This window comes from Ruegeria sp. AL2, assembly GCF_056540845.1.
Genome location: NZ_JBQFXM010000004.1, coordinates 105,127 through 124,516, shown reverse-complemented (window position 1 = coordinate 124,516; position 19,390 = coordinate 105,127). Strand labels below are relative to the sequence as shown.

The following is a 19,390-nucleotide window of genomic DNA, read 5'->3' as shown; positions in this document are numbered from 1 at the left end:
TCCGGGACGGGCCCGCGCGGTTATCGCGTCAAAGCCACGATGGTATGGTATCGCGGTTTATGATTTCGTCAAAGCTTGGCCGTTCACGAATGACTGCAAATTGATCGCCATTCACCAGAACTTCGGGGATCAACGGGCGGGTGTTGTATTCGCTGGACATCACCGCACCGTATGCACCCGCGCTGCGAAATGCGACCAGATCACCCGATTTCAGCGGCGGCATATTGCGCTGCTTGGCAAAGGTATCCCCGGATTCGCAGACCGGACCGACAATGTCGTAAGGGCGCTGTTCCACACCGGCGACAGGTTCCTGCACCGAAACGATATCATGGTAAGCTTCGTACATTGCGGGGCGGATTAGGTCGTTCATCGCCCCATCAAGGATCAAAAAGTCGCGACCTTCGCCTGATTTCACATAGATCACCTTGCTGACCATGATCCCGGCGTTGCCCGCGATCAGGCGTCCGGGCTCAATCTCGATCTCACAGCCCAGATGGCTCAGAGTTTTCTTGACCAGCGCACCATATTCAATCGGCAATGGGGGTGCGTTGTTCGACCGGGTGTAAGGAATGCCCAGACCGCCACCCAGATCAAGACGCCGAATGTTGTGACCTTCAGAGCGGAGTCGTTCGGTTAGCTCGGCCACCTTTGTGTAGGCCAGCTCATACGGTTCAAGTTCGGTCAGTTGCGAGCCAATATGAACGTCGATGCCGATCACCTCCAGCCCCGGCAGGCTGGCGGCGTAGGCGTAAACTTCCGAGGCACGGGCAATCGGAATGCCAAACTTGTTCTCAGACTTGCCGGTGGCAATCTTAGCGTGCGTCCTGGCATCGACATCCGGGTTCACCCTGACGGTGATCGGCGCGATTACGCCAAGCTCAAGCGCAATGGCGTTGATCACTTCCATCTCGGGCTCGGACTCGACGTTGAACTGGCGAATGCCACCGCTCAGCGCTATGCGTATCTCGTCCGCTGTTTTCCCCACACCTGAGAACACGATTTTGTCACCGGGAACACCAGCCGCCTTCGCCCGCAGATATTCTCCGCCCGAGACCACGTCCATCCCAGCGCCTGCTTGGGCCAATGTCTTAAGGATCGCCTGATTGCTGGCCGCTTTCATCGCGTAGCAGATCAGGTGATCGGTGCCGTCCAACGCGTCATCGAACAGTTTGAAATGCCGCAACAATGTAGCCGTGGAATAGACGTAGAACGGTGTTCCAACCGCGGCTGCAATTTCGGAGACGGGGACATCCTCGGCGTAAAGCGCGCCGTCGCGGTACAAAAAGTGATCCATGCTTGCGCGCTTAGACCATAAAAGGACTTCGGATCAATGGATTCCGTATCCTTGGTCGCGGTTTAGTTTTGAGTTGAAACACCAACTCGGCCATAGCCCGAGATAGAAATGCCGGTGCCCGATTGTTTTGGTTCGGCCGCAGGTTCCGGGCGTCGCGCTGACGAAGGCTCACAGGCCGCCAAAACCGCAAGTGCACAAACCAGTCCCAGAATTCTCATCTCAATACCATTCCTTTGTGTGACAGGTTATCGATACGCGCGCGCAACATGAGGTGTCAGGACCGGAGGCGCAACACGCAAAGGGGTCAGAATCCAAGATAAATGCCCAGCGGCCCGCGACTTAGGCCGACACCTCCGCCGACATACGCACCGCTTGATCCAACCCCGATTGTGGCACTGACCGTGGGCTGAGGGGCAGTTGGTTGGTCAGGCTCGCCATCAGCCCCGCACCCGGCCAGTACCAGGCCGGAAACCGTAATCAGGGTCGCACGTAGCGCGGTCGTCATACCATTGCCTTCCATCGTTCGATCTGGACCCGCACCTGATCGGGGGCGGTACCGCCGTAGGACTGGCGCGAGTTTACCGAATTGTCGACGCCAAGGACAGAGTAGACGTCATCCGAAATTTCACCATGGACCGATTGCATATCGTCCAGTGTCAGGTCGGGCAGGCCACAACCCTTACCCTCGGCCATGGCCACCAGTGATCCGGTGACGTGATGCGCATCCCGGAACGGCAGGCCCAGCACGCGTACCAGCCAGTCGGCCAGATCCGTCGCGGTCGAGAAACCCGAGCCGGCGGCGGCGGCAAGGCTGTCGCGGTTGGCGGTCATGTCCTTGACCATCCCTTCCATCGCCGCCAGCGCCAGCATCCAGTTGTCGGCGGCGTCAAAGACCTGTTCCTTATCTTCCTGCATGTCCTTTGAATAGGCCAGCGGCAGGCCCTTCATCACCATCATCAGCGCGGTGTTGGCCCCATAGATGCGCCCAACCTTGGCGCGGATCAGTTCAGCTGCATCCGGGTTCTTTTTCTGCGGCATGATCGACGAGCCGGTCGAAAACCGGTCGGACAGGGACACGAAACGGAACTGGGCCGAAGACCAGATCACCAATTCCTCGGCAAAACGCGACAGGTGCAAGGCGCAGATCGAGGCGGTCGACAGGAATTCCAATGCAAAATCGCGGTCGCTGACGGCATCCAGCGAGTTGGCGGCGGGGCGATCAAAGCCCAACGCCCGCGCTGTCATATGGCGGTCGATGGGGAAGGATGTGCCTGCCAGCGCGGCAGCCCCCAACGGGGATTCGTTCATTCGGGCACGGGCGTCGCGGACTCGGCTCAGGTCGCGGCCAAACATCTCGACATAGGCCATCATGTGATGCCCCCAAGTTACGGGTTGCGCAGTTTGCAGATGGGTAAAGCCCGGCATGACCCAATCGGCGCCTGCTTCGGCCTGCGCCAAAAGCGCGCGGATCAGGGCCAGAATACCGGACTCCGCCGCATCAAACTGATCCCGGACCCACAGTTTGAAATCCGTCGCCACCTGATCGTTACGCGAACGCCCTGTGTGCAAACGGCCTGCCGGCTCGCCAATGATCTCTTTCAGCCGCGCCTCGACATTCATGTGGATGTCTTCCAGCGCGGTCGAAAACTGAAACGTGCCGCTCTGGATTTCTGACAAAACGGTGAGCAGCCCTTCCCGAATGGCCTGCGCATCACTATCACTTATGACGCCTGTGGCAGCCAACATGGCCGCATGGGCGCGCGAGCCTGCGATGTCCTGGGCTGCCATCCGCTGATCGAACCCGATCGAGGCATTGATCGCCTCCATGATCGCGTCTGGACCGGCGGCAAAGCGGCCGCCCCACATCTGGTTCGAGGATTGATCGGTCATGTAAGAAAACCCGGAGTTGATATGCGCCTAATTCGTTTGATCCCCCTTTATATGGCCCTTGCGCTGGGTGCAAACGCCGCTTTTGCGACCGATGCAGAAACGCTGGCTCCTCTGCGGGAAGACAGCCTGAAACGTCTGATCCTGCACGAGGAGCCCAAACCGGCAAAAGTGATCGAGTTTCAGCGGGAAGATGACGGGGGTGTCGGCACGCTGGCCGATTATGAGGGTAAGTATGTTCTGCTGAACTTCTGGGCCACCTGGTGTGCCCCCTGCCGCAAAGAAATGCCGCAGATCGCCGAATTGCAGGACGAGTTTGGGGGTGACAAGTTTCAGGTCCTGACCCTTGCCACAGGCCGCAACTCACCAGCAGGGATCAAGAAGTTCTTTGAAGAGAATGGCATCTCCAACCTGCCGCGTCATCAGGACCTCAGCTCGGCTGCCGCGCGCGAGTTTGGCATCATCGCGTTGCCCATCACGGTCATTCTGAATCCCGAAGGTCAGGAAATCGCGCGGCTGATCGGTGATGCTGAATGGAACTCGGATAGCGCGAAGGCGATTATCTCGACGCTTGTTGGCGCAGAAAACTGAGGAAATAGCCTTAATATCAGCAAATCTTGATTTCCTCCGGGCATTCAACTCGGAGGATTTTTGATGAATTCTATTGCAGGAGTTGTCGCGATGGCGGGTGTTTTTTGGATGGCCACCGATGCTGCTACCACCAAAGATGTACGCAAGAGAGGCAAGGGAGATCAAGTAACCTACATGATCTCCGACTAGTATTCCTGCTTGTCGGATGGCTGCGATCAAAGCCTTGGTTTTGGAACACAGCTGACGCGACGCCACCTTTGACAGTGTTTCGACTCCTTTGCACTCTGCGCTAAGGAGGACGGAATGCCGCTGGAAATTCTATTGGTGTTGGTCGTTGGGGGCATAGCCGGGATTACGCTGTTGCTGCATCTGACAGGCAAGTCGCGGTTGCATGTGCTGACGCCGGACACGGCGCCACGCCAGTGGCTCCGGCATTTTCCCGATGACACGGTGATCGGAGTGACAATCGCCCATGACGGTCACGCGGCGCTGGTGCGGACACAGAATGGGGCCGGGTTGATCTGGTCCTTCGGGGCCGACACCGTTGCGCGGCAACTCCAGGATTTCGACTGGCTTGAGACTGCCAATGGCATCGAAGTTCGGTTTCACGACTTCAGCACCCCACGCGCGACCCTTCACCTTGACCAGACCGAACGCCAACACTGGCAACACTTGATGAGCCCCGCATGACAGACCAGGTAAGCTTCCCCGATGCGGTGCAATGGGCCGTCCCGTTTTTTATCGCTGCTATTCTGGCAGAATTCCTGTGGATCGCAGTCAAAGGCAAAGGCGGTCGGTATGAAACGCGCGATGCGGTGACCTCGCTGATCATGGGGGCCGGGAACATCGCGTCGGGCTTTTTGCTGGGCTTTATCGCCTATGCGTTTTTCATGTGGCTTTGGCAGATCACTCCTCTGGATCTTGGCACGTCAATTCCCGTTATCATTCTGTGCTTTGTTCTGGATGATCTTCGCTATTACTGGGTACATCGTTTTGGGCATCGCATTCGCTGGGTCTGGGCCAGCCATGTCAACCACCACAGCTCGCAGCACTACAATCTGACCACAGCGCTGCGGCAAACTTGGACCTATACCTTTACGTTCATGATGGTCGTTCGCGCGCCGCTGATCCTGCTGGGTTTCCATCCGGCCATGGTTCTGTTCGTTGGCGGATTGAACCTGATCTATCAGTTCTGGATTCACACCGAGGCCATCGGCAAGATGCCCCGATGGTTTGAGGCGGTCATGAATACCCCCAGCCATCATCGCGCGCATCACGGCCGAAACGCACGGTATCTGGATTGCAATTACGCCGGAGTTTTCATCATCTGGGACAAGATGTTCGGGACATTTGTGCCTGAACAGGAAAACGACCGGGTCGATTACGGGCTGGTTCACAATATCGGCACCTTCAACCCTTTGCGCGTTGCGTTTCACGAATGGGTCGGCATCTGGCACGACGCCACGCAGCCCGGCCTGACACTGCGGCAACGTCTGGCCTATTGTTTCGCACCGCCGGGTTACAGCCACGACGGCAGCCGCGACAACTCGGAACAGATAAAAGCTAAGCACCTGGCTCGCCACCCCGAGGACCGGGGAACGCCCGGATTTGAGCAGGTCGACAAGATCCTGCCGAAAGGACAGGCGGAACAGGCCTGACACAGCTGTCAGGCCCCACTACGACTTGAACTCCAGCCTTTGCACGCCATATCGGTCATTGAATGTGGCGCATAGTTGAGCGAGGGGCGGCATGAAACGTTTGGCAACCATTTCGACCTTCGTCGGGTTATTTGGCCTGTTGCTGGCCATGCTTGCCGCGCTCGGCAGCTTTGTTGGCACGCTGATCGCACTGGGTTTTGTCCTGATGATTCTGGGTGCGACAGGAGCCCTTCTTGGAGCCGCGGTATCACTGGCCCGTGCCGGACAGTCCGCGCGCTGAAACCGCATTAAGCAACTTCTTCTGACGCTTTAACCGCAGATTCATCTGTTTGCCCCGAAACTGTGTCAAAACACCTGTTTCGGACACAAGAGAATCTGCGCCTATGGGAAACAAAAAGCTCGCCAATCTTCCCGAAGGGTTGGACACCCCTTTGAATGCAGCAGTGTCAACACGGGATCGTTCGGTGGTTCAGATGGCAACCGATGCTGTGAAGCACAAGCAATGTCGGTTGGCCTTTCAGCCAGTTGTTCAGGCGCACCCGCCGCATGGCATCGCGTTTTATGAAGGGTTCATTCGCGTGATGGATGAAACAGGGCGTGTTATACCCGCCCGCGAATTCATGCCGCAGGTTGAAAACACCCCGATCGGACGTGATCTCGACTGCGTCGCGTTGGAACTTGGTCTGCGCACGTTGGTGAAGAACCCCCAGATCCGCCTGTCGATCAACATGTCCGCCCGCTCGATCGGTTATTCCAACTGGTCCGGTATACTGGACCGGTTTCTGAAACGGGACCCGCAGCTGGGCGAATGGCTGATCCTAGAAATCTCCGAAAGCTCTTCCATGCAGGTGCCTGAATTGGTGGTCGACTTCATGGACCGCCTTCAGGATCGCGGCATCGCCTTTGCGCTGGACAACTTTGGTGCCAGCAACTTCAGTTTCCGCCACTTTCGCGAATTTCTGTTCGACGCCGCAAAGATCGATGGTCAGTTTATCAGGGGTATCAGCGACAGCCCCGACAACCAGGCTTTGGTGCGGGCCTTGATTGCCGTGGCGCGTGAGTTTGAAATTCTGGTCACTGCCGAATCAGTCGAAACACAGAAGGATGCGGCATTTTTGCTTGCAAGTGGCGTGGATTGCATGCAGGGATTTTTGTTCGGTGCGCCCAGTGTTTCACCCCCGTGGAAGCAGGAAAGAAGTTCAAAAACAGCAAGTTGATCCGTGGGTGATCGACATTTTTCCGCCATTTCCCAAGCTGAGACAAGCTGCCCGTTGCTGCAAGTGCAGCATTACGCTATTGCAGAAGTACTTGAGCGGGGGATAACGGGGCGCTCTTGTTTCGAGAGGGAAACTCTCGGCCTGCGCCGTCAGACATTCCGCCAGATAATGACGGTAAAGGACTGATCATATGACCAACGTAGTAATCGCATCCGCCGCACGAACAGGTGTTGGCAGCTTTAGTGGTTCGTTTGCGAACACCCCCGCACATGATCTGGGCGCGGCCGTCCTGGAAGCAGTTGTCGAGCGCGCCGGGATTGAAAAAGGCGAAGTCAGTGAAACCATCATGGGTCAGGTTCTGACTGCGGCTCAGGGCCAGAACCCGGCTCGGCAGGCGCATATCAACGCCGGTTTGCCGCAGGAAAGCGCCGCCTGGGGAATCAACCAGGTTTGTGGCTCGGGCCTGCGTGCCGTCGCATTGGGCGCTCAGCACATCCAGCTGGGCGATGCCGATATCGTCGCCGCTGGTGGCCAAGAGAACATGACCCTGTCACCCCACGCCGCCGCCCTGCGCGCGGGTCACAAGATGGGCGATATGAAGTATATCGACACCATGATCCGCGATGGTCTGTGGGATGCCTTCAACGGCTATCACATGGGTCAGACGGCGGAAAATGTTGCCGAGAAATGGCAGATCAGCCGCGACATGCAGGATGAATTCGCTGTCGCTTCGCAGAACAAGGCCGAGGCGGCGCAAAAAGCTGGCAAGTTTGTCGACGAAATCGTGCCCTTCACCATCAAGACCCGCAAGGGCGACATCGTGATGGACAAGGACGAATACATCCGCCACGGCGCTACAATGGAAGCCATGGCAAAGCTGCGCCCCGCCTTTACCAAGGACGGATCGGTCACAGCTGCAAACGCTTCGGGCCTGAACGACGGCGCCGCCGCGACCCTGTTGATGTCGGCTCAAAACGCAGAAAAGCGCGGAATCGAACCTTTGGCTCGCATCGCGTCCTACGCAACTGCCGGGCTGGACCCGTCGATCATGGGCGTTGGCCCGATCTACGCTTCGCGCAAGGCATTGGAAAAAGCAGGTTGGTCCGTCGACGATCTGGACCTGGTTGAAGCCAACGAAGCCTTTGCGGCGCAAGCCTGCGCAGTGAACAAGGACATGGGCTGGGACCCGTCGATTGTGAACGTGAACGGCGGCGCAATTGCCATCGGCCACCCGATCGGTGCATCAGGTTGCCGCGTTCTGAACACGCTGCTGTTCGAAATGAAGCGCCGCGACGCAAAGAAAGGTCTGGCCACTCTGTGCATCGGCGGCGGCATGGGTGTCGCCCTGTGTGTGGAGCGCGACTAAGTGCGCCAATACCCAAATAGAAAAGGGCGTCCATGGGACGCCCTTTTTTGTTACACTGGGGTCGTACCCCTTAGATGCGACGATATTGCCATCCGAAATAAACACCTTAACGACGAAACAATATTGCGCACAAGCATCTCTCAAAGTAACAGCATTACCAAGGCGACTAAAATTGGAGGAGTCCTAAATGGCACGTACAGCACTCGTTACCGGCGGTTCTCGCGGCATTGGCGCAGCAATTTCCAAGGCGCTCAAAGCCGAAGGATATAACGTTGCGGCCACCTATGCAGGGAATGACGAAGCCGCCGCGAAATTCACCGAAGAGACCGGCATTAAGACCTACAAGTGGAACGTCGCCGATTATGACGAATCCAAAGCAGGTATCGAAAAGGTTGAGGCCGAGGTTGGCCCCATCGATATCGTTGTCGCCAACGCTGGCATCACCCGTGATGCACCTTTCCATAAAATGACACCCGATCAGTGGAAAGACGTGATCGACACCAACCTGACTGGCGTGTTCAACACTGTGCACCCTGTCTGGCCTGGCATGCGCGAGCGCAAGTTTGGCCGTGTCATCGTCATCAGCTCCATCAACGGTCAGAAGGGCCAGTTCGCTCAGGTGAACTATGCTGCGACCAAAGCTGGCGATTTGGGCATCGTGAAATCTCTGGCGCAGGAAGGCGCGCGGGCGGGCATCACGGCCAACGCAATCTGCCCCGGTTATATCGCAACCGAGATGGTGATGGCGGTGCCTGAAAAGGTACGCGAATCGATTATTGGCCAGATCCCTGCCGGTCGTCTGGGCGAGCCTGAAGAGATTGCACGCTGTGTGACCTTCTTGGCCTCGGACGAATCTCAGTTCATCAACGGCTCGACCATCTCGGCCAACGGTGCTCAGTTCTTCGTCTGATCCAGGCTTGTGAACAAAAAAACGGGCCGGCCCCTTTGGACCGGCCCTTTCTGATCCCGTAAGAACGCGCGCGCTGCGATCAGCGGGAACCCAATACCCAATTCCACATCTGCCGGACCACCTTGCCACGCTCTTCATGAGCGCGCAGGATCGCCACTTGGGCGGCGGGATTTGTTGTCATCTCGATCATGTCAGCCGCCTTTCAATTCAGTTTTGCTTGACCTGATGTGAATATGAAGGTCACTTAAAGCCGTGACAAACGAAGTTTCCTGAACCTTCAGTTAAGAATTTCTTGGCTATGAGTGATTATCTGCCCCCACTTACCGCGCTTCGGGCTTTTGATGCCGCGGCCCGGCACATGTCCTTCGCGAAAGCGGCGGAAGAGCTGCACGTGACGCCAGCGGCCCTGTCCTTACAGATCAAATCGCTTGAGGAGCATCTGGGCCGCCCTCTGTTCCGCCGTCTGAACCGCGCTGTGGAACTCACCGATGCGGGCCGCGCCCTGGCCCCCGGCGCGGCAGAAGGCTTTGCCACCTTGCAAGCCGCGTGGCGTGCCGTACGCAGGCAGGAGGATGGCACCGGACTGACCGTCACCGCAGGTCCGGCGCTGACCGCAAAGTGGCTGGCGCCTCGCCTTTACGAGTTTGCCCGTGCGCATCCGGAAATCGATCTGAAATTCTCGGCCACGTTGCGCAACATGGATCTGGAGCGGGATGATGTAGATGTTGCCATCCGGTTTGGCAATTCCGCCGATGAGGGGCTGTATTCCGTACCTGTAAGAAAGGAGTGGCTGACCCCAGTCATGACCCCGGAGCTGGCGGAACAATTCACCACGCCAGACAGCCTGCGCGACGCACCGTTGATCCACGACGATTCGATCAACTTTCTGACCCCACCCTGCGACTGGCCTGCCTGGTTCCGCGCTGTGGGTATCGATTTCATACCCACTCATGGGGCGTATTTTTCCAACGCAGATCACGCGATTGACGCCGCTGTCGCCGGTGTTGGTGTCGCCCTTGGACGGCGTGCCATGATCCTCAAGGACTTGACCGAAGGTCGGCTGGTTGCCCCCTTCAAGGTCGCGCTGGAAACGCAGGGCCGGTTCCGATTCCTGTGCCTTCCGGGGGCCGAGAAACGTCCTCAGATCGCAGCATTTCGGGATTGGTTCCTGACCGAGATTGAAAAGACCGCACATATTTCGGATGAGTTCGACATTATTCCGATCGAAGAGGTTCCCGGATCATGACCAAAACGCGCGCAACAGCCATCGGTTTTGGGGCCGTACTATTATGGGCTTTGCTGGCGCTTTTGACCGTCGGCTCTGCACCTACACCGCCTTTGCTGCTGAACACGATCTGCTTTTCGATTGGTGGTACACTTGGGTTGATCTGGACAGCCGCAACCGGTGGGTTCAGCGGGTTGAAACAGATCCCCTGGACGACCTACCTGTTCGGTTCATTGGGCCTGTTCGGGTACCACGCATTGTATTTTTCAGCCCTACGCATGGCCCCCGCGGCCGAGGCCGGACTGATTGCCTATCTCTGGCCCCTTCTTATCGTTCTGTTTTCCGGCCTGCTACCGGGCGAGCAGCTTCGCGCTGGTCACTTGATCGGGGCGTGCCTTGGCTTTGCTGGGGCTGCTTTGATCATCACCGGAGGCGGGAGCGCAGGTTTTCAGGCGCAACATCTGCCAGGATACACATTGGCCCTGCTTTGCGCGATGACATGGTCAGGCTATTCAGTTCTGTCACGCAGATTGGGTGATACGCCGACCAGTTCGGTTGCGGTCTTTTGTCTGATGGCTGCGTTGGCTTCGGGTCTGCTGCATCTGGCCATTGAAGACACCGTGCTGCCCGACTCGACACTAGGGTGGGTTTCTGTACTGGCACTTGGCCTTGGGCCCGTTGGGCTGGCCTTTTATGTCTGGGATATCGGGGTGAAGCAGGGTGATATTCAAATGCTCGGGACCTCATCTTACGCGGCCCCGCTATTGTCGACACTTGCTTTGGTGATGGCCGGGATCGCTGCCCCATCCTGGGGGCTGGCGATCGCGGCTTTTCTGATTACCGGCGGGGCCTTGATCGCGGCCCGTTCCAGTTTGAAATCTTAAGCAGACAGTCGCTCGATCTCTTCCTTCAGCTTGAGCTTCTGTTTCTTCAGCTGGGCTATGTGGAGATCATCGATGCCTGGCGAGCGTTGGGCTTGTTCTACTTCTAGACCGAGAGATTCGTGCTTTTTCTTCAGTTCTGTCAGATGTGCGCTCACGCTCATTGCGATCCTCCTTTTATACGTGTCTGTATGTCACGTAAGAAGTTGATCACATCGTTTCCACCCTGTCACGCTGCAGACGCACAGAATCTGAAACAAATCCGACAAAATCGGCTGGACATTGCCGGTCGTCGTCAGAACCCGGGCAGGGCAGCGGCCTTCCGAAGCGCAGCCGATACCGCATCCGTATAGCTTTCGCCGTCTTTTTCGTGACGTTCACCCGCGTGCAGAATCAAAGGTGGGTGGAGGCGAAATGCCGCACGCCCTCCTTTGCGGGCACGCAGAATGATCAGCTCAGCCTCTCGCCCTGTCCGTGGGCTTAGCGGCAACAACTCTACCGATCCCAATTTCCCTTGGCACGCTGCCAGCATGTCGGGCAGTCGATCGGCTTTCTGGATCATGTGCAGGTACCCTTTTTGCGCAAGGCGTCTGGCAGCCACTGCAATCCAGTCGGCCAACTGGGTGTCTTCGCTCAGGGCCACACTTCTTCCAGCATCCTTTGCAGGGCTATGCGCCCCCGCCCGATAATAGGGCGGATTCGCAATGACGTGATCGAACTGGCGCTGCCGAAGCGCCTCGGGCAAAGCGGTCAGGTCGGCTTGGACAACTTCCAGCTCTATCCCGTTGATTTCCGCGTTTCTACGGGCCAATTCCGCATAGGAAGGCTGTAGCTCGATACCTGTCACGTGCAAACCGGGCACTCGTGAGGACAAGCAAAGAATGGCAGCCCCTGCACCGCACCCCAGCTCCAACACAGACTGACCTGCCCTGGCCGGAACGGATGCAGCAAGCAATACCGGGTCTACCCCTGCACGATAACCCGACTGAGGTTGCAGCAACCGGATCCTGCCCCCCAGGAAATCATTGCAGCTGAGTTCACTATCGGAAAACCGGTTCATCGGCCCAGCGGAATTTCATTGTCGCGCATCACACGTTCGGCACGGGTCAGGTCTTCGGCGCGAACCATCAGTCGGCGGGGAAAGATCCCGATCCCACCTTCGAGGATGCTCATATTTACGTCCATCTGAAAGCAGTCTATATCCTCGCCTTCAAGGAGAGCGGATGCAAAGGCCAGGATCGTCGGATCGGTACTGCGCAATAGTTCTTTCATGGGGATGGATGTAAGGGCAAGGCGGGGCGGAAGTCGAGCCTTGTATCAGGAGTGTGATGACCGTCGGCATGATCTCAAAACCGCATGAGCGCCTCGCTGAAATTCTGGCGGGTGAAATGGAGGCTGTGAACACGTTGATCCGCGCCCGGATGGCGTCGGACCATGCCCCACGTATCCCCGAAGTGACCCAGCACCTGGTCGAGGCAGGCGGAAAGCGCCTGCGCCCAATGCTGACATTGGCAGCGGCGCGGCTGTTTCGCTATTCAGGTGAGCACCACGTGCGCCTTGCTGCCACGGTCGAGTTCATCCACACCGCCACCCTTCTGCACGACGACGTTGTGGATGAGAGCGCCCAACGGCGCGGACGCCCGACCGCAAATCTACTTTGGGATAACAAATCCAGCGTGCTGGTCGGTGATTACCTGTTTTCCCGCAGCTTCCAATTGATGGTCGAAACGGGTTCGCTGCGGGTTCTGGATATCTTGGCTAATGCCTCAGCAACCATCGCCGAAGGCGAGGTGCTGCAAATGACCGCGGCAACCGACCTGCGTACAGATGAAAGCGTTTACCTACAGGTCGTGCGCGGCAAGACAGCAGCTTTGTTTTCAGCTGCGACCGAGGTGGGTGGCGTGATCGCCGGTGCATCGGAAGAACAGATCAAAGCTCTGTTCGATTATGGTGACGCATTGGGGATCGCATTCCAGATTGCGGACGACCTGCTGGATTATCAGGGTGACAGCAAGACAACCGGCAAAAATGTGGGCGATGATTTCCGCGAACGAAAGCTGACCCTGCCTGTCATCAAGGCAGTTGCACAGGCCACGCCCGAAGAACGCGCGTTCTGGGAGCGTACGATCGAAAAGGGCCGCCAACAGGAAGGCGATCTGGATCATGCGCTGGGCCTGATGGACAAATACGCAACGCTGGAAGAAACCCGGCAGGACGCATTGGGCTGGGCGAACAAGGCAAAGGCATCTTTGGATGTTCTACCTGATCATGAAATTCGCAGCCTGCTGCGCGAACTGGCCGATTACGTGGTCTCGCGCCTTAGTTAAGCTGCGTCGCGCGGCACCACCAATCAGGATGCGCCGCACCGATCTCATAGGCCGCGAAATGCGCATCTTTCATTGTGGGGTACAGCGCATAACAGGTCGAGCCGGAGCCCGACATGCGCGTTACAAGGGCACGATTGGTCATGTTCAACTCGTCCAGAACCTGCTCGATCTCAGGTGCAACGCCCATGGCAGGTACCTGCAGGTCATTGCGTTGATCACGCAACCACAGGGCACAGACTTCAGCGTCTACAAAATCTGGGACTAACTCAGGCATCGGCGGATTGTCTCTGGACGACAATGCGTTGAAAACGGCATTTGTCGGCACCGGCACATTCGGGTTGACCAAAAGGGCGGGTAAGTGCGGAAGGTTCACCGCCGCCAAACGATCGCCAATGCCTTGCATTCTGATCGCCCGGCTTTCCAGGCAAACGGGCACATCTGCCCCCAGTGACAACGGCAAGTCAGGCGGGACGTCACATCCCTGCCCTGCCAATGTCCAAAGCGTGGCGGCCGCATCCGATGACCCACCCCCTATACCTGCCCCGTGGGGCAGCGACTTGATCAGGTCTACATGCCCGGTCCAGCCGACGCCTTCGGCCGCTTTCCAGACCAGATTACGGTTGTCCGTGGGCACGCCTTCAGCAAACTCCCCAATCACGTCCATAGACAGTTCGGGGCCGGGTGTGAATGTCAATTGATCGCCCAGATCAGCAAAAACCACTAACGAATCCAACAGGTGATAACCGTCCTTACGACATCCGGTCACATGGAGGGTCAGGTTGATCTTGGCGGGCGCAAACGCCTTAATTTCCATTTGCGACTTTCAAAGGTTCCGCACCTTCTTCGGCCAGAACGGCGCTTAGTCCGACTTCGATCTTGCGTCGAATGCGATCCGGGTCAGCCTCGCCATCCGTGTCTTCGGGGTCAACGAAGGACAGAGCCCGTTTCCACTGGAACTCGGCCTCACGCGCTCGTCCAACAGCCCAATAGACGTCCCCCAGATGATCATTGACGACCGGATCAACGGGCATCAGCTCGACCGCGCGCTCCATATGCTCGACCGCTTCTTCGTAACGACCCAGACGGAACAAAACCCAACCCAGACTATCCACGATGTAGCCACTATCCGGGCGGGCCTCGACCGCGCGCTGGATCATGTCCAGCGCTTCATCCAGCTTTTCTTTCCTTTCTACCAAAGAATAGCCCAGATAGTTCAGCACCTGCGGCTGATCCGGATTCAACTCCAGCGCCCGGCGGAAATCGGATTCAGCCTGATCCCACTGCTTCAGCCGCTCGTGGCTTATACCGCGCGCGTAGTGCAGGAACCAATTCCCACCTGCCTGCCTGTCCGTCAAACCAATCGCAGTGTCATAAGAGGCAACCGCAGCCGCATAGTTTTCCTGACGACGTTGAAGATCTGCCAGAGAAACATGGACGCTGGGTAAATCAGGATTTTGCAGCGCCAGGTTTTGCAGAACTTCAATGGCCGCATCGGTTTTTCCGGACTTGTCCAGGATTTCGGCCCGTCCAAGTTCTGCGGCATGGTGGTCATTACTGCCGGCCGGGACCATGCGATAGGCGGCAACAGCCAGATCATACTGTTGCAGCTTATCCAGCAATTCCGCGCTCAGCAGAATGGCGTCCACGTGGTCAGGGCGCAGAAAACTCGCCAGTCGTGCGTAAAGCAGGACGTAGTCAGCCGAAGCCTCGCTGTTCAATGCGGCACCAACGGTAAAGAATATTTCCGCCATTCCATCCAGCGCAGAACCAGCGTGGGTGAACGGAAGCGTCTCGCCCGCAGTCAATTGGCCGGTATAGGCTTCAATGGTCGGATCGCTACCGGAAACAAACACATCGTCCAGAAACTGTATGGCGTCTTCGTTGCGATCCAGCTGTGACAGCACCTCTGCACGGGCCAGCGCGGCCCGACGCGAGAACCGCGCAACCGCGCCGTTGTTATCCTCAAAAATCACCTCGGCACCTTCGAAATCGCCGATAGAGGCCAGTGCCATGGCTTTGTGATACAGCGCAAATTCCCTGAGGCCTTCCTGCGTTGCCACGGCATCGAACTGATCCATGGCCTTTGTCATTTCACCTTGCCCCAGATGGGCCCATGCGATCATCAGCCCATCAACCAAAGGACCGATCCCCTGCGTTTCAGGGTCACGCGCCAGAAGTTCGTCAAACTTGCCGTCTGCGATCAAATTGGCCGAAATCGCCATGCGTGCGGCCTGGCTTGGAATGTTGGCTTCCTCGATCTGCTTTGCAACAGGCAAAGCACGGGCAATTTCCCCCAGCGCAAGGCGGGCGACAACAACGCTTTCCAAGAGCAGCGCGTTTTCCGGATCAAACCTGAGAGCTTGGGCGTAGTATCTTTCCGCCGCAGAATAGTCGCTTTCGTAGATCGCCTGACGCCCGGCCAGATAAGAACCGGCACCCGATTCTGAAAAGGCCGGAACTGCGACCGACGACATGAGCAGCACGGACAATGCCGCGCGACGAACCAGGGAAACCACCGAAATCCTGCCTTGCTATCGTTGACTGACGGTTAAGGTAGGGCTTCGGTCGGCAAGAGGCAATGGCAGAGCCTTCACGACCCTGCCATTACCGGTTTTTTGCTTACATGTTCGGATAGTTTGGTCCGTCGCCACCCTGCGGCGTGGTCCAGGTTATATTCTGGCTTGGATCCTTGATGTCGCAGGTTTTGCAGTGAACGCAGTTCTGGAAGTTGATGACGAATCGCGGACCGTTGTCATCCTCGACCATTTCGTACACGCCTGCCGGGCAATAGCGCTGCGCCGGTTCGTCGAACTTGGGCAGGTTGACCTTGACCGGGATATCCGGGTCCGTCAGGCGCAGGTGGCAGGGCTGGCTTTCCTCGTGATTGGTTGCCGCAAAGGACACGTTGGTCAGACGGTCAAAGGACAGCGTCCCATCGGGCTTGGGATAATCGATCGGCTTGTGCTTGCTGGCTTCCTCAGTCGACTGGGCATCGTTCTTGCCGTGTCCCAGCGTACCAAAGAACGAAAAGCCCAATGTGTTGGTCCACATGTCCAGACCACCCAGCACTAGCGAGGGGATCATGCCCCACTTGGACCACATCGGCTTGACGTTGCGCACCTTCTTCAGGTCCTTGCCAATCGCGCCATTGCGAACATCGGCCTCGTAAGCGGTCAGCTCATCGCCCGAACGGTCAGCATTGATCGCGTCATAGGCGGCCTCGGCGGCAGCCTTGCCCGATAGCATCGCATTGTGGTTGCCCTTGATGCGCGGCACGTTGACCATGCCCGCTGAACAGCCCAGCAGCGCTACGCCCGGCGCCACCAGCTTGGGCATCGACTGAAGACCACCCTCGGTGATCGCACGGGCACCGTATGCCACGCGCTTGCCGCCTTTCAGCAGCTCGGCCACCATCGGGTGATGCTTGAAGCGCTGGAATTCCATATAGGGGTACAGGTGCGGGTTCTTGTAGTTCAGGTGAACCACAAAACCGACATAGACCTGATTGTTTTCAAGATGGTAGATGAACGATCCGCCGCCTGCGTTGCCGCCCAGAGGCCAGCCCATTGTGTGCGTGACCGTACCTTCCTTGTGCTTGGCCGGGTCAATCTCCCAGATCTCTTTCATGCCGACGCCGTATTTCTGCGGCTCTTTGCCGACAGACAGGTCATATTTGGCGATGACTTCCTTGGACAGTGATCCGCGCACACCTTCCGACAGGAAGACGTATTTGCCGTGCAGTTCCATGCCCGGCTCAGTATTGGGGCCATAAGAGCCATCCGCTTCCAGACCAAAGACGCCGGCCACGACGCCTTTGACTTCGCCATTGTCGCCGTAAACCAGCTCGGAACAGGCCATGCCGGGGAAGATTTCCACGCCCAGCTCTTCGGCCTGCTCGGCCATCCAGCGGCAGACATTGCCCATCGACACGATATAGTTGCCATGGTTGTTCATCAGCGGCGGCATCGGGAAGTTGGGGATTCGGATTTTGCCTGCCTCACCCAGCATGTAGAAATTGTCTTCATGCACCGGCACGTTCAGCGGAGCACCTTTTGCCCTCCAATCCGGGATCAAAGCGTCCAGCCCGCAGGGATCGAGAACTGCGCCAGACAGGATATGAGCGCCCACTTCTGAGCCTTTTTCCAACACGACAACATTCAAATCCGCGTCCAACTGTTTCAGTCGAATGGCCGCCGACAGGCCCGCAGGACCTGCGCCTACGATCACCACGTCATATTCCATTGCTTCGCGTTCAATCTCGGCCATCGCGGGCTCCCTAGCTTACTTTCCGAATTGGCGCTGTCACTGCAGGATCTGCGCAATTTTGTTTCACGGCTGATTACATGGTCAGAAAGACTTTGGTCAATCGAAACACGGCGTAACAAGGGCGCTATTCGACACATCAGTCCTCTGGTGCATCACCCATCAGGTATCTGGGACCGCTACCATGGGATTTTGCCCTGTCATCGGGGTTATAAAGCTTGCATTTCGGCAAGCTGAGGCACCCGCATCCGATGCAGCCGTCCAGATTGTCGCGCAATCGCATCAGGGTATCGATTCGCTGGTCCAGATGAGTGCGCAACCGCACGCTTATGGCTTTCCAATCCTGTGGTGTCGGTGTTCGCTTTCCCGGCAAGCCCGACAAGACCTCGCGAATTTCAGGCAAGGTCAGGCCGAACTGCTGCGCGATCATGACAAAGCTCAGCCGCCGGATATCTGCCCGCTGGTAACGTCGCTGCCCACCCGCATTGCGCCAGGGCGCAATCAAACCCTGTGCTTCGTAATACCGTATCGCTGAAACGGCCAACCCCGTACGTCGGGCCAATGCCCCGATTGCCAACCCTTCTGAAACAGCCATGTCACCCTCGAAGAAATACCTTGACCTAAAGTTAGGTTTATAAATTACGGTGAGTCGAAACAAGCCAAAAAGGAGATCCCATGATGGCAACGCTTGAGCATACCAATTTCACTGTCAGCGATCCACAGGCCTCGGCCGCCTGGATGCAGCAGGTCTTTGGCTGGAAAACACGGTGGGAAGGACCCGCAATATCAGGCGGATATACAGTGCATGTCGGATCGGCCCACACCTATCTTGCGCTTTACAAACCCGATGCGCCGAAACCATTGGTCGAAAGCAGCTACGATGTCGTCGGCGGGCTGAACCATGTTGGTGTTCTGGTCGAAGATATCGACGCAACCGAGGTCAAGGTGCGCAAGGCCGGGTTCGAACCCCATAATCATGCCGATTACGAACCGGGGCGTCGGTTCTATTTCAGGGATGACAACGGCATCGAGTTTGAAGTGGTTCAATATGATTGAGATGCTGTGGCTCTGCACGCCTTCGAGGCGATGGTGCAAGGGCGGGCAACCGGACCATCGCCACAGGCCAAACCCGAAACAATCCAGACGGCACGATGTTGCGAATTGATCGCTGCACCTGCTGACACCTCTTGCAATTCACGTGGTATTTGGGTCAGGTAATCGTCAACCTAGGACTCGCCCCGACGCTTCTGTGCGGCGGGGCGAGTCAGTTTATGCGTGGACGTAGAGAGTATGGAAAAGATCCCTATGACGCCTGCGGGCAATGCCGCACTCGCAGCTGAGCTGAAGAACCTCAAATCCGTTGAACGCCCTGCGATCATCGAAGCCATCGCATCGGCGCGTGAACTTGGCGACCTGAAAGAAAATGCCGAATACCATTCAGCCCGCGAAAAGCAGGGGTTTATCGAAGGCCGCATTAAAGAACTGGAAGGTATCCTGTCGCTGGCGGATGTAATTGATCCAACAAAACTGTCCGGCGCAGTCAAATTTGGCGCAAAGGTTACTTTGGTTGACGAAGATACCGACGAAGAAAAGACGTGGCAAATCGTCGGTGAATATGAAGCCAATATCGAAGCCGGCCTTTTGAATATCAAATCCCCCATCGCCCGCGCCCTGATCGGCAAGGACGAAGGTGACAGCGTCGAGGTGCGCACCCCTGGCGGCGTGCGTTCTTATGAAATTCTGAGTATCAAGTACGCCTGACCGGAGCGCA

At 57.3% G+C, this 19,390-nt stretch carries 23 protein-coding genes; 13 read left to right on the top strand and 10 right to left on the bottom strand.

Annotated features, from left to right (window positions below):
• Positions 1 to 28: 28 nt before the first annotated feature.
• From lysA to argH, 3 genes are all read right to left on the bottom strand, one after another.
• The gene (gene lysA / locus ACR0ID_RS07880; RefSeq protein ID WP_480604727.1) at positions 29 to 1,294 is read right to left on the bottom strand and encodes a diaminopimelate decarboxylase; all 1,266 of its coding nucleotides are present in this window, start codon (positions 1,292 to 1,294) and stop codon (positions 29 to 31) included.
• A 304-nt stretch (positions 1,295 to 1,598) separates the two neighbouring features.
• Positions 1,599 to 1,799 carry an argininosuccinate lyase gene (locus tag ACR0ID_RS07875; RefSeq protein WP_480604725.1) on the bottom strand — a complete coding sequence of 67 codons (201 nt, stop codon included), beginning with the start codon at positions 1,797 to 1,799 and terminating at the stop codon, positions 1,599 to 1,601.
• Positions 1,796 to 3,184 (bottom strand): argininosuccinate lyase, encoded by a 1,389-nt coding sequence (gene argH, locus ACR0ID_RS07870; protein WP_480604723.1) that lies wholly within the window; start codon positions 3,182 to 3,184, stop codon positions 1,796 to 1,798. Before argH ends, ACR0ID_RS07875 begins: the two co-directional genes overlap by 4 nt.
• 21 nt (positions 3,185 to 3,205) lie before the next feature.
• Here argH and ACR0ID_RS07865 point away from each other — a divergent pair, with 21 nt between their 5' ends.
• The 10 genes from ACR0ID_RS07865 (at position 3,206) to yddG (ending at position 11,032) form a co-directional block, all read left to right on the top strand.
• Positions 3,206 to 3,772, top strand: a complete 567-nt coding sequence (locus ACR0ID_RS07865; RefSeq protein ID WP_480554219.1) for a TlpA family protein disulfide reductase — start codon at positions 3,206 to 3,208, stop codon at positions 3,770 to 3,772.
• Positions 3,773 to 3,835: 63 nt separating this feature from the next.
• Positions 3,836 to 3,961, top strand: coding sequence for a hypothetical protein (locus ACR0ID_RS07860; protein ID WP_480604721.1), 126 nt, complete (start codon positions 3,836 to 3,838; stop codon positions 3,959 to 3,961).
• Between the two features lie 114 nt (positions 3,962 to 4,075).
• Positions 4,076 to 4,462: a hypothetical protein gene (locus ACR0ID_RS07855; RefSeq protein ID WP_480604719.1), complete on the top strand. Its 387-nt coding sequence runs from the start codon at positions 4,076 to 4,078 to the stop codon at positions 4,460 to 4,462.
• Complete coding sequence (locus tag ACR0ID_RS07850; RefSeq protein ID WP_209506579.1) at positions 4,459 to 5,430, top strand: sterol desaturase family protein; 972 nt, start codon at positions 4,459 to 4,461, stop codon at positions 5,428 to 5,430. Before ACR0ID_RS07855 ends, ACR0ID_RS07850 begins: the two co-directional genes overlap by 4 nt.
• Before the next feature lie 91 nt (positions 5,431 to 5,521).
• Positions 5,522 to 5,710, top strand: a complete 189-nt coding sequence (locus tag ACR0ID_RS07845) for a hypothetical protein (RefSeq protein ID WP_480518417.1) — start codon at positions 5,522 to 5,524, stop codon at positions 5,708 to 5,710.
• 103 nt (positions 5,711 to 5,813) lie between these two features.
• Entirely contained in the window at positions 5,814 to 6,647 is an 834-nt protein-coding gene (locus tag ACR0ID_RS07840; RefSeq protein ID WP_480604717.1) for an EAL domain-containing protein, read from the top strand.
• A 190-nt stretch (positions 6,648 to 6,837) separates the two neighbouring features.
• Positions 6,838 to 8,013, top strand: a complete 1,176-nt coding sequence (locus tag ACR0ID_RS07835) for an acetyl-CoA C-acetyltransferase (protein WP_480475041.1) — start codon at positions 6,838 to 6,840, stop codon at positions 8,011 to 8,013.
• 187 nt (positions 8,014 to 8,200) lie between these two features.
• Positions 8,201 to 8,923 (top strand): acetoacetyl-CoA reductase, encoded by a 723-nt coding sequence (phbB, locus tag ACR0ID_RS07830; RefSeq protein WP_209506587.1) that lies wholly within the window; start codon positions 8,201 to 8,203, stop codon positions 8,921 to 8,923.
• Between the two features lie 298 nt (positions 8,924 to 9,221).
• Positions 9,222 to 10,169 (top strand): transcriptional regulator GcvA, encoded by a 948-nt coding sequence (locus ACR0ID_RS07825; protein WP_480604715.1) that lies wholly within the window; start codon positions 9,222 to 9,224, stop codon positions 10,167 to 10,169.
• Positions 10,166 to 11,032: an aromatic amino acid exporter YddG gene (yddG, locus tag ACR0ID_RS07820; RefSeq protein ID WP_480604713.1), complete on the top strand. Its 867-nt coding sequence runs from the start codon at positions 10,166 to 10,168 to the stop codon at positions 11,030 to 11,032. The genes ACR0ID_RS07825 and yddG overlap by 4 nt, the downstream gene beginning before the upstream one ends.
• Here the strand turns inward: yddG and ACR0ID_RS07815 are convergent.
• The 3 genes from ACR0ID_RS07815 to ACR0ID_RS07805 all read right to left on the bottom strand — a co-directional run bounded on the left by ACR0ID_RS07815 (position 11,029) and on the right by ACR0ID_RS07805 (position 12,301).
• Positions 11,029 to 11,193 carry a YdcH family protein gene (locus ACR0ID_RS07815; protein WP_083445267.1) on the bottom strand — a complete coding sequence of 55 codons (165 nt, stop codon included), beginning with the start codon at positions 11,191 to 11,193 and terminating at the stop codon, positions 11,029 to 11,031. The genes yddG and ACR0ID_RS07815 overlap by 4 nt on opposite strands.
• A gap of 131 nt (positions 11,194 to 11,324) precedes the next feature.
• Entirely contained in the window at positions 11,325 to 12,089 is a 765-nt protein-coding gene (locus ACR0ID_RS07810) for a tRNA1(Val) (adenine(37)-N6)-methyltransferase (RefSeq protein ID WP_480604711.1), read from the bottom strand.
• Complete coding sequence (locus ACR0ID_RS07805) at positions 12,086 to 12,301, bottom strand: putative signal transducing protein (protein ID WP_050604033.1); 216 nt, start codon at positions 12,299 to 12,301, stop codon at positions 12,086 to 12,088. The genes ACR0ID_RS07810 and ACR0ID_RS07805 overlap by 4 nt, the downstream gene beginning before the upstream one ends.
• 56 nt (positions 12,302 to 12,357) lie before the next feature.
• Here ACR0ID_RS07805 and ACR0ID_RS07800 point away from each other — a divergent pair, with 56 nt between their 5' ends.
• Positions 12,358 to 13,356 (top strand): polyprenyl synthetase family protein, encoded by a 999-nt coding sequence (locus ACR0ID_RS07800; protein WP_480554227.1) that lies wholly within the window; start codon positions 12,358 to 12,360, stop codon positions 13,354 to 13,356.
• Here ACR0ID_RS07800 and ACR0ID_RS07795 read toward each other — a convergent pair.
• From ACR0ID_RS07795 to soxR, 4 genes are all read right to left on the bottom strand, one after another.
• On the bottom strand, positions 13,349 to 14,170 hold the full coding sequence (locus ACR0ID_RS07795) for a 4-(cytidine 5'-diphospho)-2-C-methyl-D-erythritol kinase (protein WP_480604709.1): 822 nt from the start codon (positions 14,168 to 14,170) through the stop codon (positions 13,349 to 13,351). The two genes, ACR0ID_RS07800 and ACR0ID_RS07795, sit on opposite strands and share 8 nt — an antisense overlap.
• On the bottom strand, positions 14,160 to 15,872 hold the full coding sequence (locus ACR0ID_RS07790; protein ID WP_480604707.1) for a tetratricopeptide repeat protein: 1,713 nt from the start codon (positions 15,870 to 15,872) through the stop codon (positions 14,160 to 14,162). The genes ACR0ID_RS07795 and ACR0ID_RS07790 overlap by 11 nt, the downstream gene beginning before the upstream one ends.
• A 103-nt stretch (positions 15,873 to 15,975) precedes the next feature.
• The gene (locus tag ACR0ID_RS07785; RefSeq protein ID WP_480604705.1) at positions 15,976 to 17,622 is read right to left on the bottom strand and encodes an electron transfer flavoprotein-ubiquinone oxidoreductase; all 1,647 of its coding nucleotides are present in this window, start codon (positions 17,620 to 17,622) and stop codon (positions 15,976 to 15,978) included.
• Positions 17,623 to 17,758: 136 nt separating this feature from the next.
• A complete protein-coding gene (gene soxR, locus ACR0ID_RS07780; protein WP_209598669.1) occupies positions 17,759 to 18,214 on the bottom strand; it encodes a redox-sensitive transcriptional activator SoxR in 456 nt (151 codons plus the stop codon).
• 80 nt (positions 18,215 to 18,294) lie between these two features.
• Between soxR and ACR0ID_RS07775 the strand changes: the two genes are divergently transcribed.
• Entirely contained in the window at positions 18,295 to 18,675 is a 381-nt protein-coding gene (locus ACR0ID_RS07775) for a VOC family protein (protein WP_480518401.1), read from the top strand.
• A gap of 234 nt (positions 18,676 to 18,909) precedes the next feature.
• Positions 18,910 to 19,380 (top strand): transcription elongation factor GreA, encoded by a 471-nt coding sequence (gene greA / locus ACR0ID_RS07770; protein WP_480518399.1) that lies wholly within the window; start codon positions 18,910 to 18,912, stop codon positions 19,378 to 19,380.
• Positions 19,381 to 19,390 lie beyond the last annotated feature (10 nt).

Bases quoted from the DNA above. Each gene is read 5' to 3' on its own strand.
- ACR0ID_RS07825 (WP_480604715.1), top strand. From the start codon at position 9,222: ATGAGTGATTATCTGCCCCCACTTACCGCGCTTCGGGCTTTTGATGCC.
- lysA (WP_480604727.1), bottom strand. From the start codon at position 1,294: ATGGATCACTTTTTGTACCGCGACGGCGCGCTTTACGCCGAGGATGTC.
- ACR0ID_RS07835 (WP_480475041.1), top strand. From the start codon at position 6,838: ATGACCAACGTAGTAATCGCATCCGCCGCACGAACAGGTGTTGGCAGC.
- ACR0ID_RS07800 (WP_480554227.1), top strand. From the start codon at position 12,358: ATGACCGTCGGCATGATCTCAAAACCGCATGAGCGCCTCGCTGAAATT.
- ACR0ID_RS07865 (WP_480554219.1), top strand. From the start codon at position 3,206: ATGCGCCTAATTCGTTTGATCCCCCTTTATATGGCCCTTGCGCTGGGT.
- ACR0ID_RS07785 (WP_480604705.1), bottom strand. From the start codon at position 17,622: ATGGCCGAGATTGAACGCGAAGCAATGGAATATGACGTGGTGATCGTA.
- ACR0ID_RS07875 (WP_480604725.1), bottom strand. From the start codon at position 1,799: ATGACGACCGCGCTACGTGCGACCCTGATTACGGTTTCCGGCCTGGTA.
- ACR0ID_RS07855 (WP_480604719.1), top strand. From the start codon at position 4,076: ATGCCGCTGGAAATTCTATTGGTGTTGGTCGTTGGGGGCATAGCCGGG.
- greA (WP_480518399.1), top strand. From the start codon at position 18,910: ATGGAAAAGATCCCTATGACGCCTGCGGGCAATGCCGCACTCGCAGCT.
- ACR0ID_RS07810 (WP_480604711.1), bottom strand. From the start codon at position 12,089: ATGAACCGGTTTTCCGATAGTGAACTCAGCTGCAATGATTTCCTGGGG.
- argH (WP_480604723.1), bottom strand. From the start codon at position 3,184: ATGACCGATCAATCCTCGAACCAGATGTGGGGCGGCCGCTTTGCCGCC.
- ACR0ID_RS07840 (WP_480604717.1), top strand. From the start codon at position 5,814: ATGGGAAACAAAAAGCTCGCCAATCTTCCCGAAGGGTTGGACACCCCT.
- ACR0ID_RS07860 (WP_480604721.1), top strand. From the start codon at position 3,836: ATGAATTCTATTGCAGGAGTTGTCGCGATGGCGGGTGTTTTTTGGATG.
- soxR (WP_209598669.1), bottom strand. From the start codon at position 18,214: ATGGCTGTTTCAGAAGGGTTGGCAATCGGGGCATTGGCCCGACGTACG.
- ACR0ID_RS07850 (WP_209506579.1), top strand. From the start codon at position 4,459: ATGACAGACCAGGTAAGCTTCCCCGATGCGGTGCAATGGGCCGTCCCG.
- ACR0ID_RS07845 (WP_480518417.1), top strand. From the start codon at position 5,522: ATGAAACGTTTGGCAACCATTTCGACCTTCGTCGGGTTATTTGGCCTG.
- yddG (WP_480604713.1), top strand. From the start codon at position 10,166: ATGACCAAAACGCGCGCAACAGCCATCGGTTTTGGGGCCGTACTATTA.
- ACR0ID_RS07805 (WP_050604033.1), bottom strand. From the start codon at position 12,301: ATGAAAGAACTATTGCGCAGTACCGATCCGACGATCCTGGCCTTTGCA.
- phbB (WP_209506587.1), top strand. From the start codon at position 8,201: ATGGCACGTACAGCACTCGTTACCGGCGGTTCTCGCGGCATTGGCGCA.
- ACR0ID_RS07815 (WP_083445267.1), bottom strand. From the start codon at position 11,193: ATGAGCGTGAGCGCACATCTGACAGAACTGAAGAAAAAGCACGAATCT.
- ACR0ID_RS07795 (WP_480604709.1), bottom strand. From the start codon at position 14,170: ATGGAAATTAAGGCGTTTGCGCCCGCCAAGATCAACCTGACCCTCCAT.
- ACR0ID_RS07775 (WP_480518401.1), top strand. From the start codon at position 18,295: ATGATGGCAACGCTTGAGCATACCAATTTCACTGTCAGCGATCCACAG.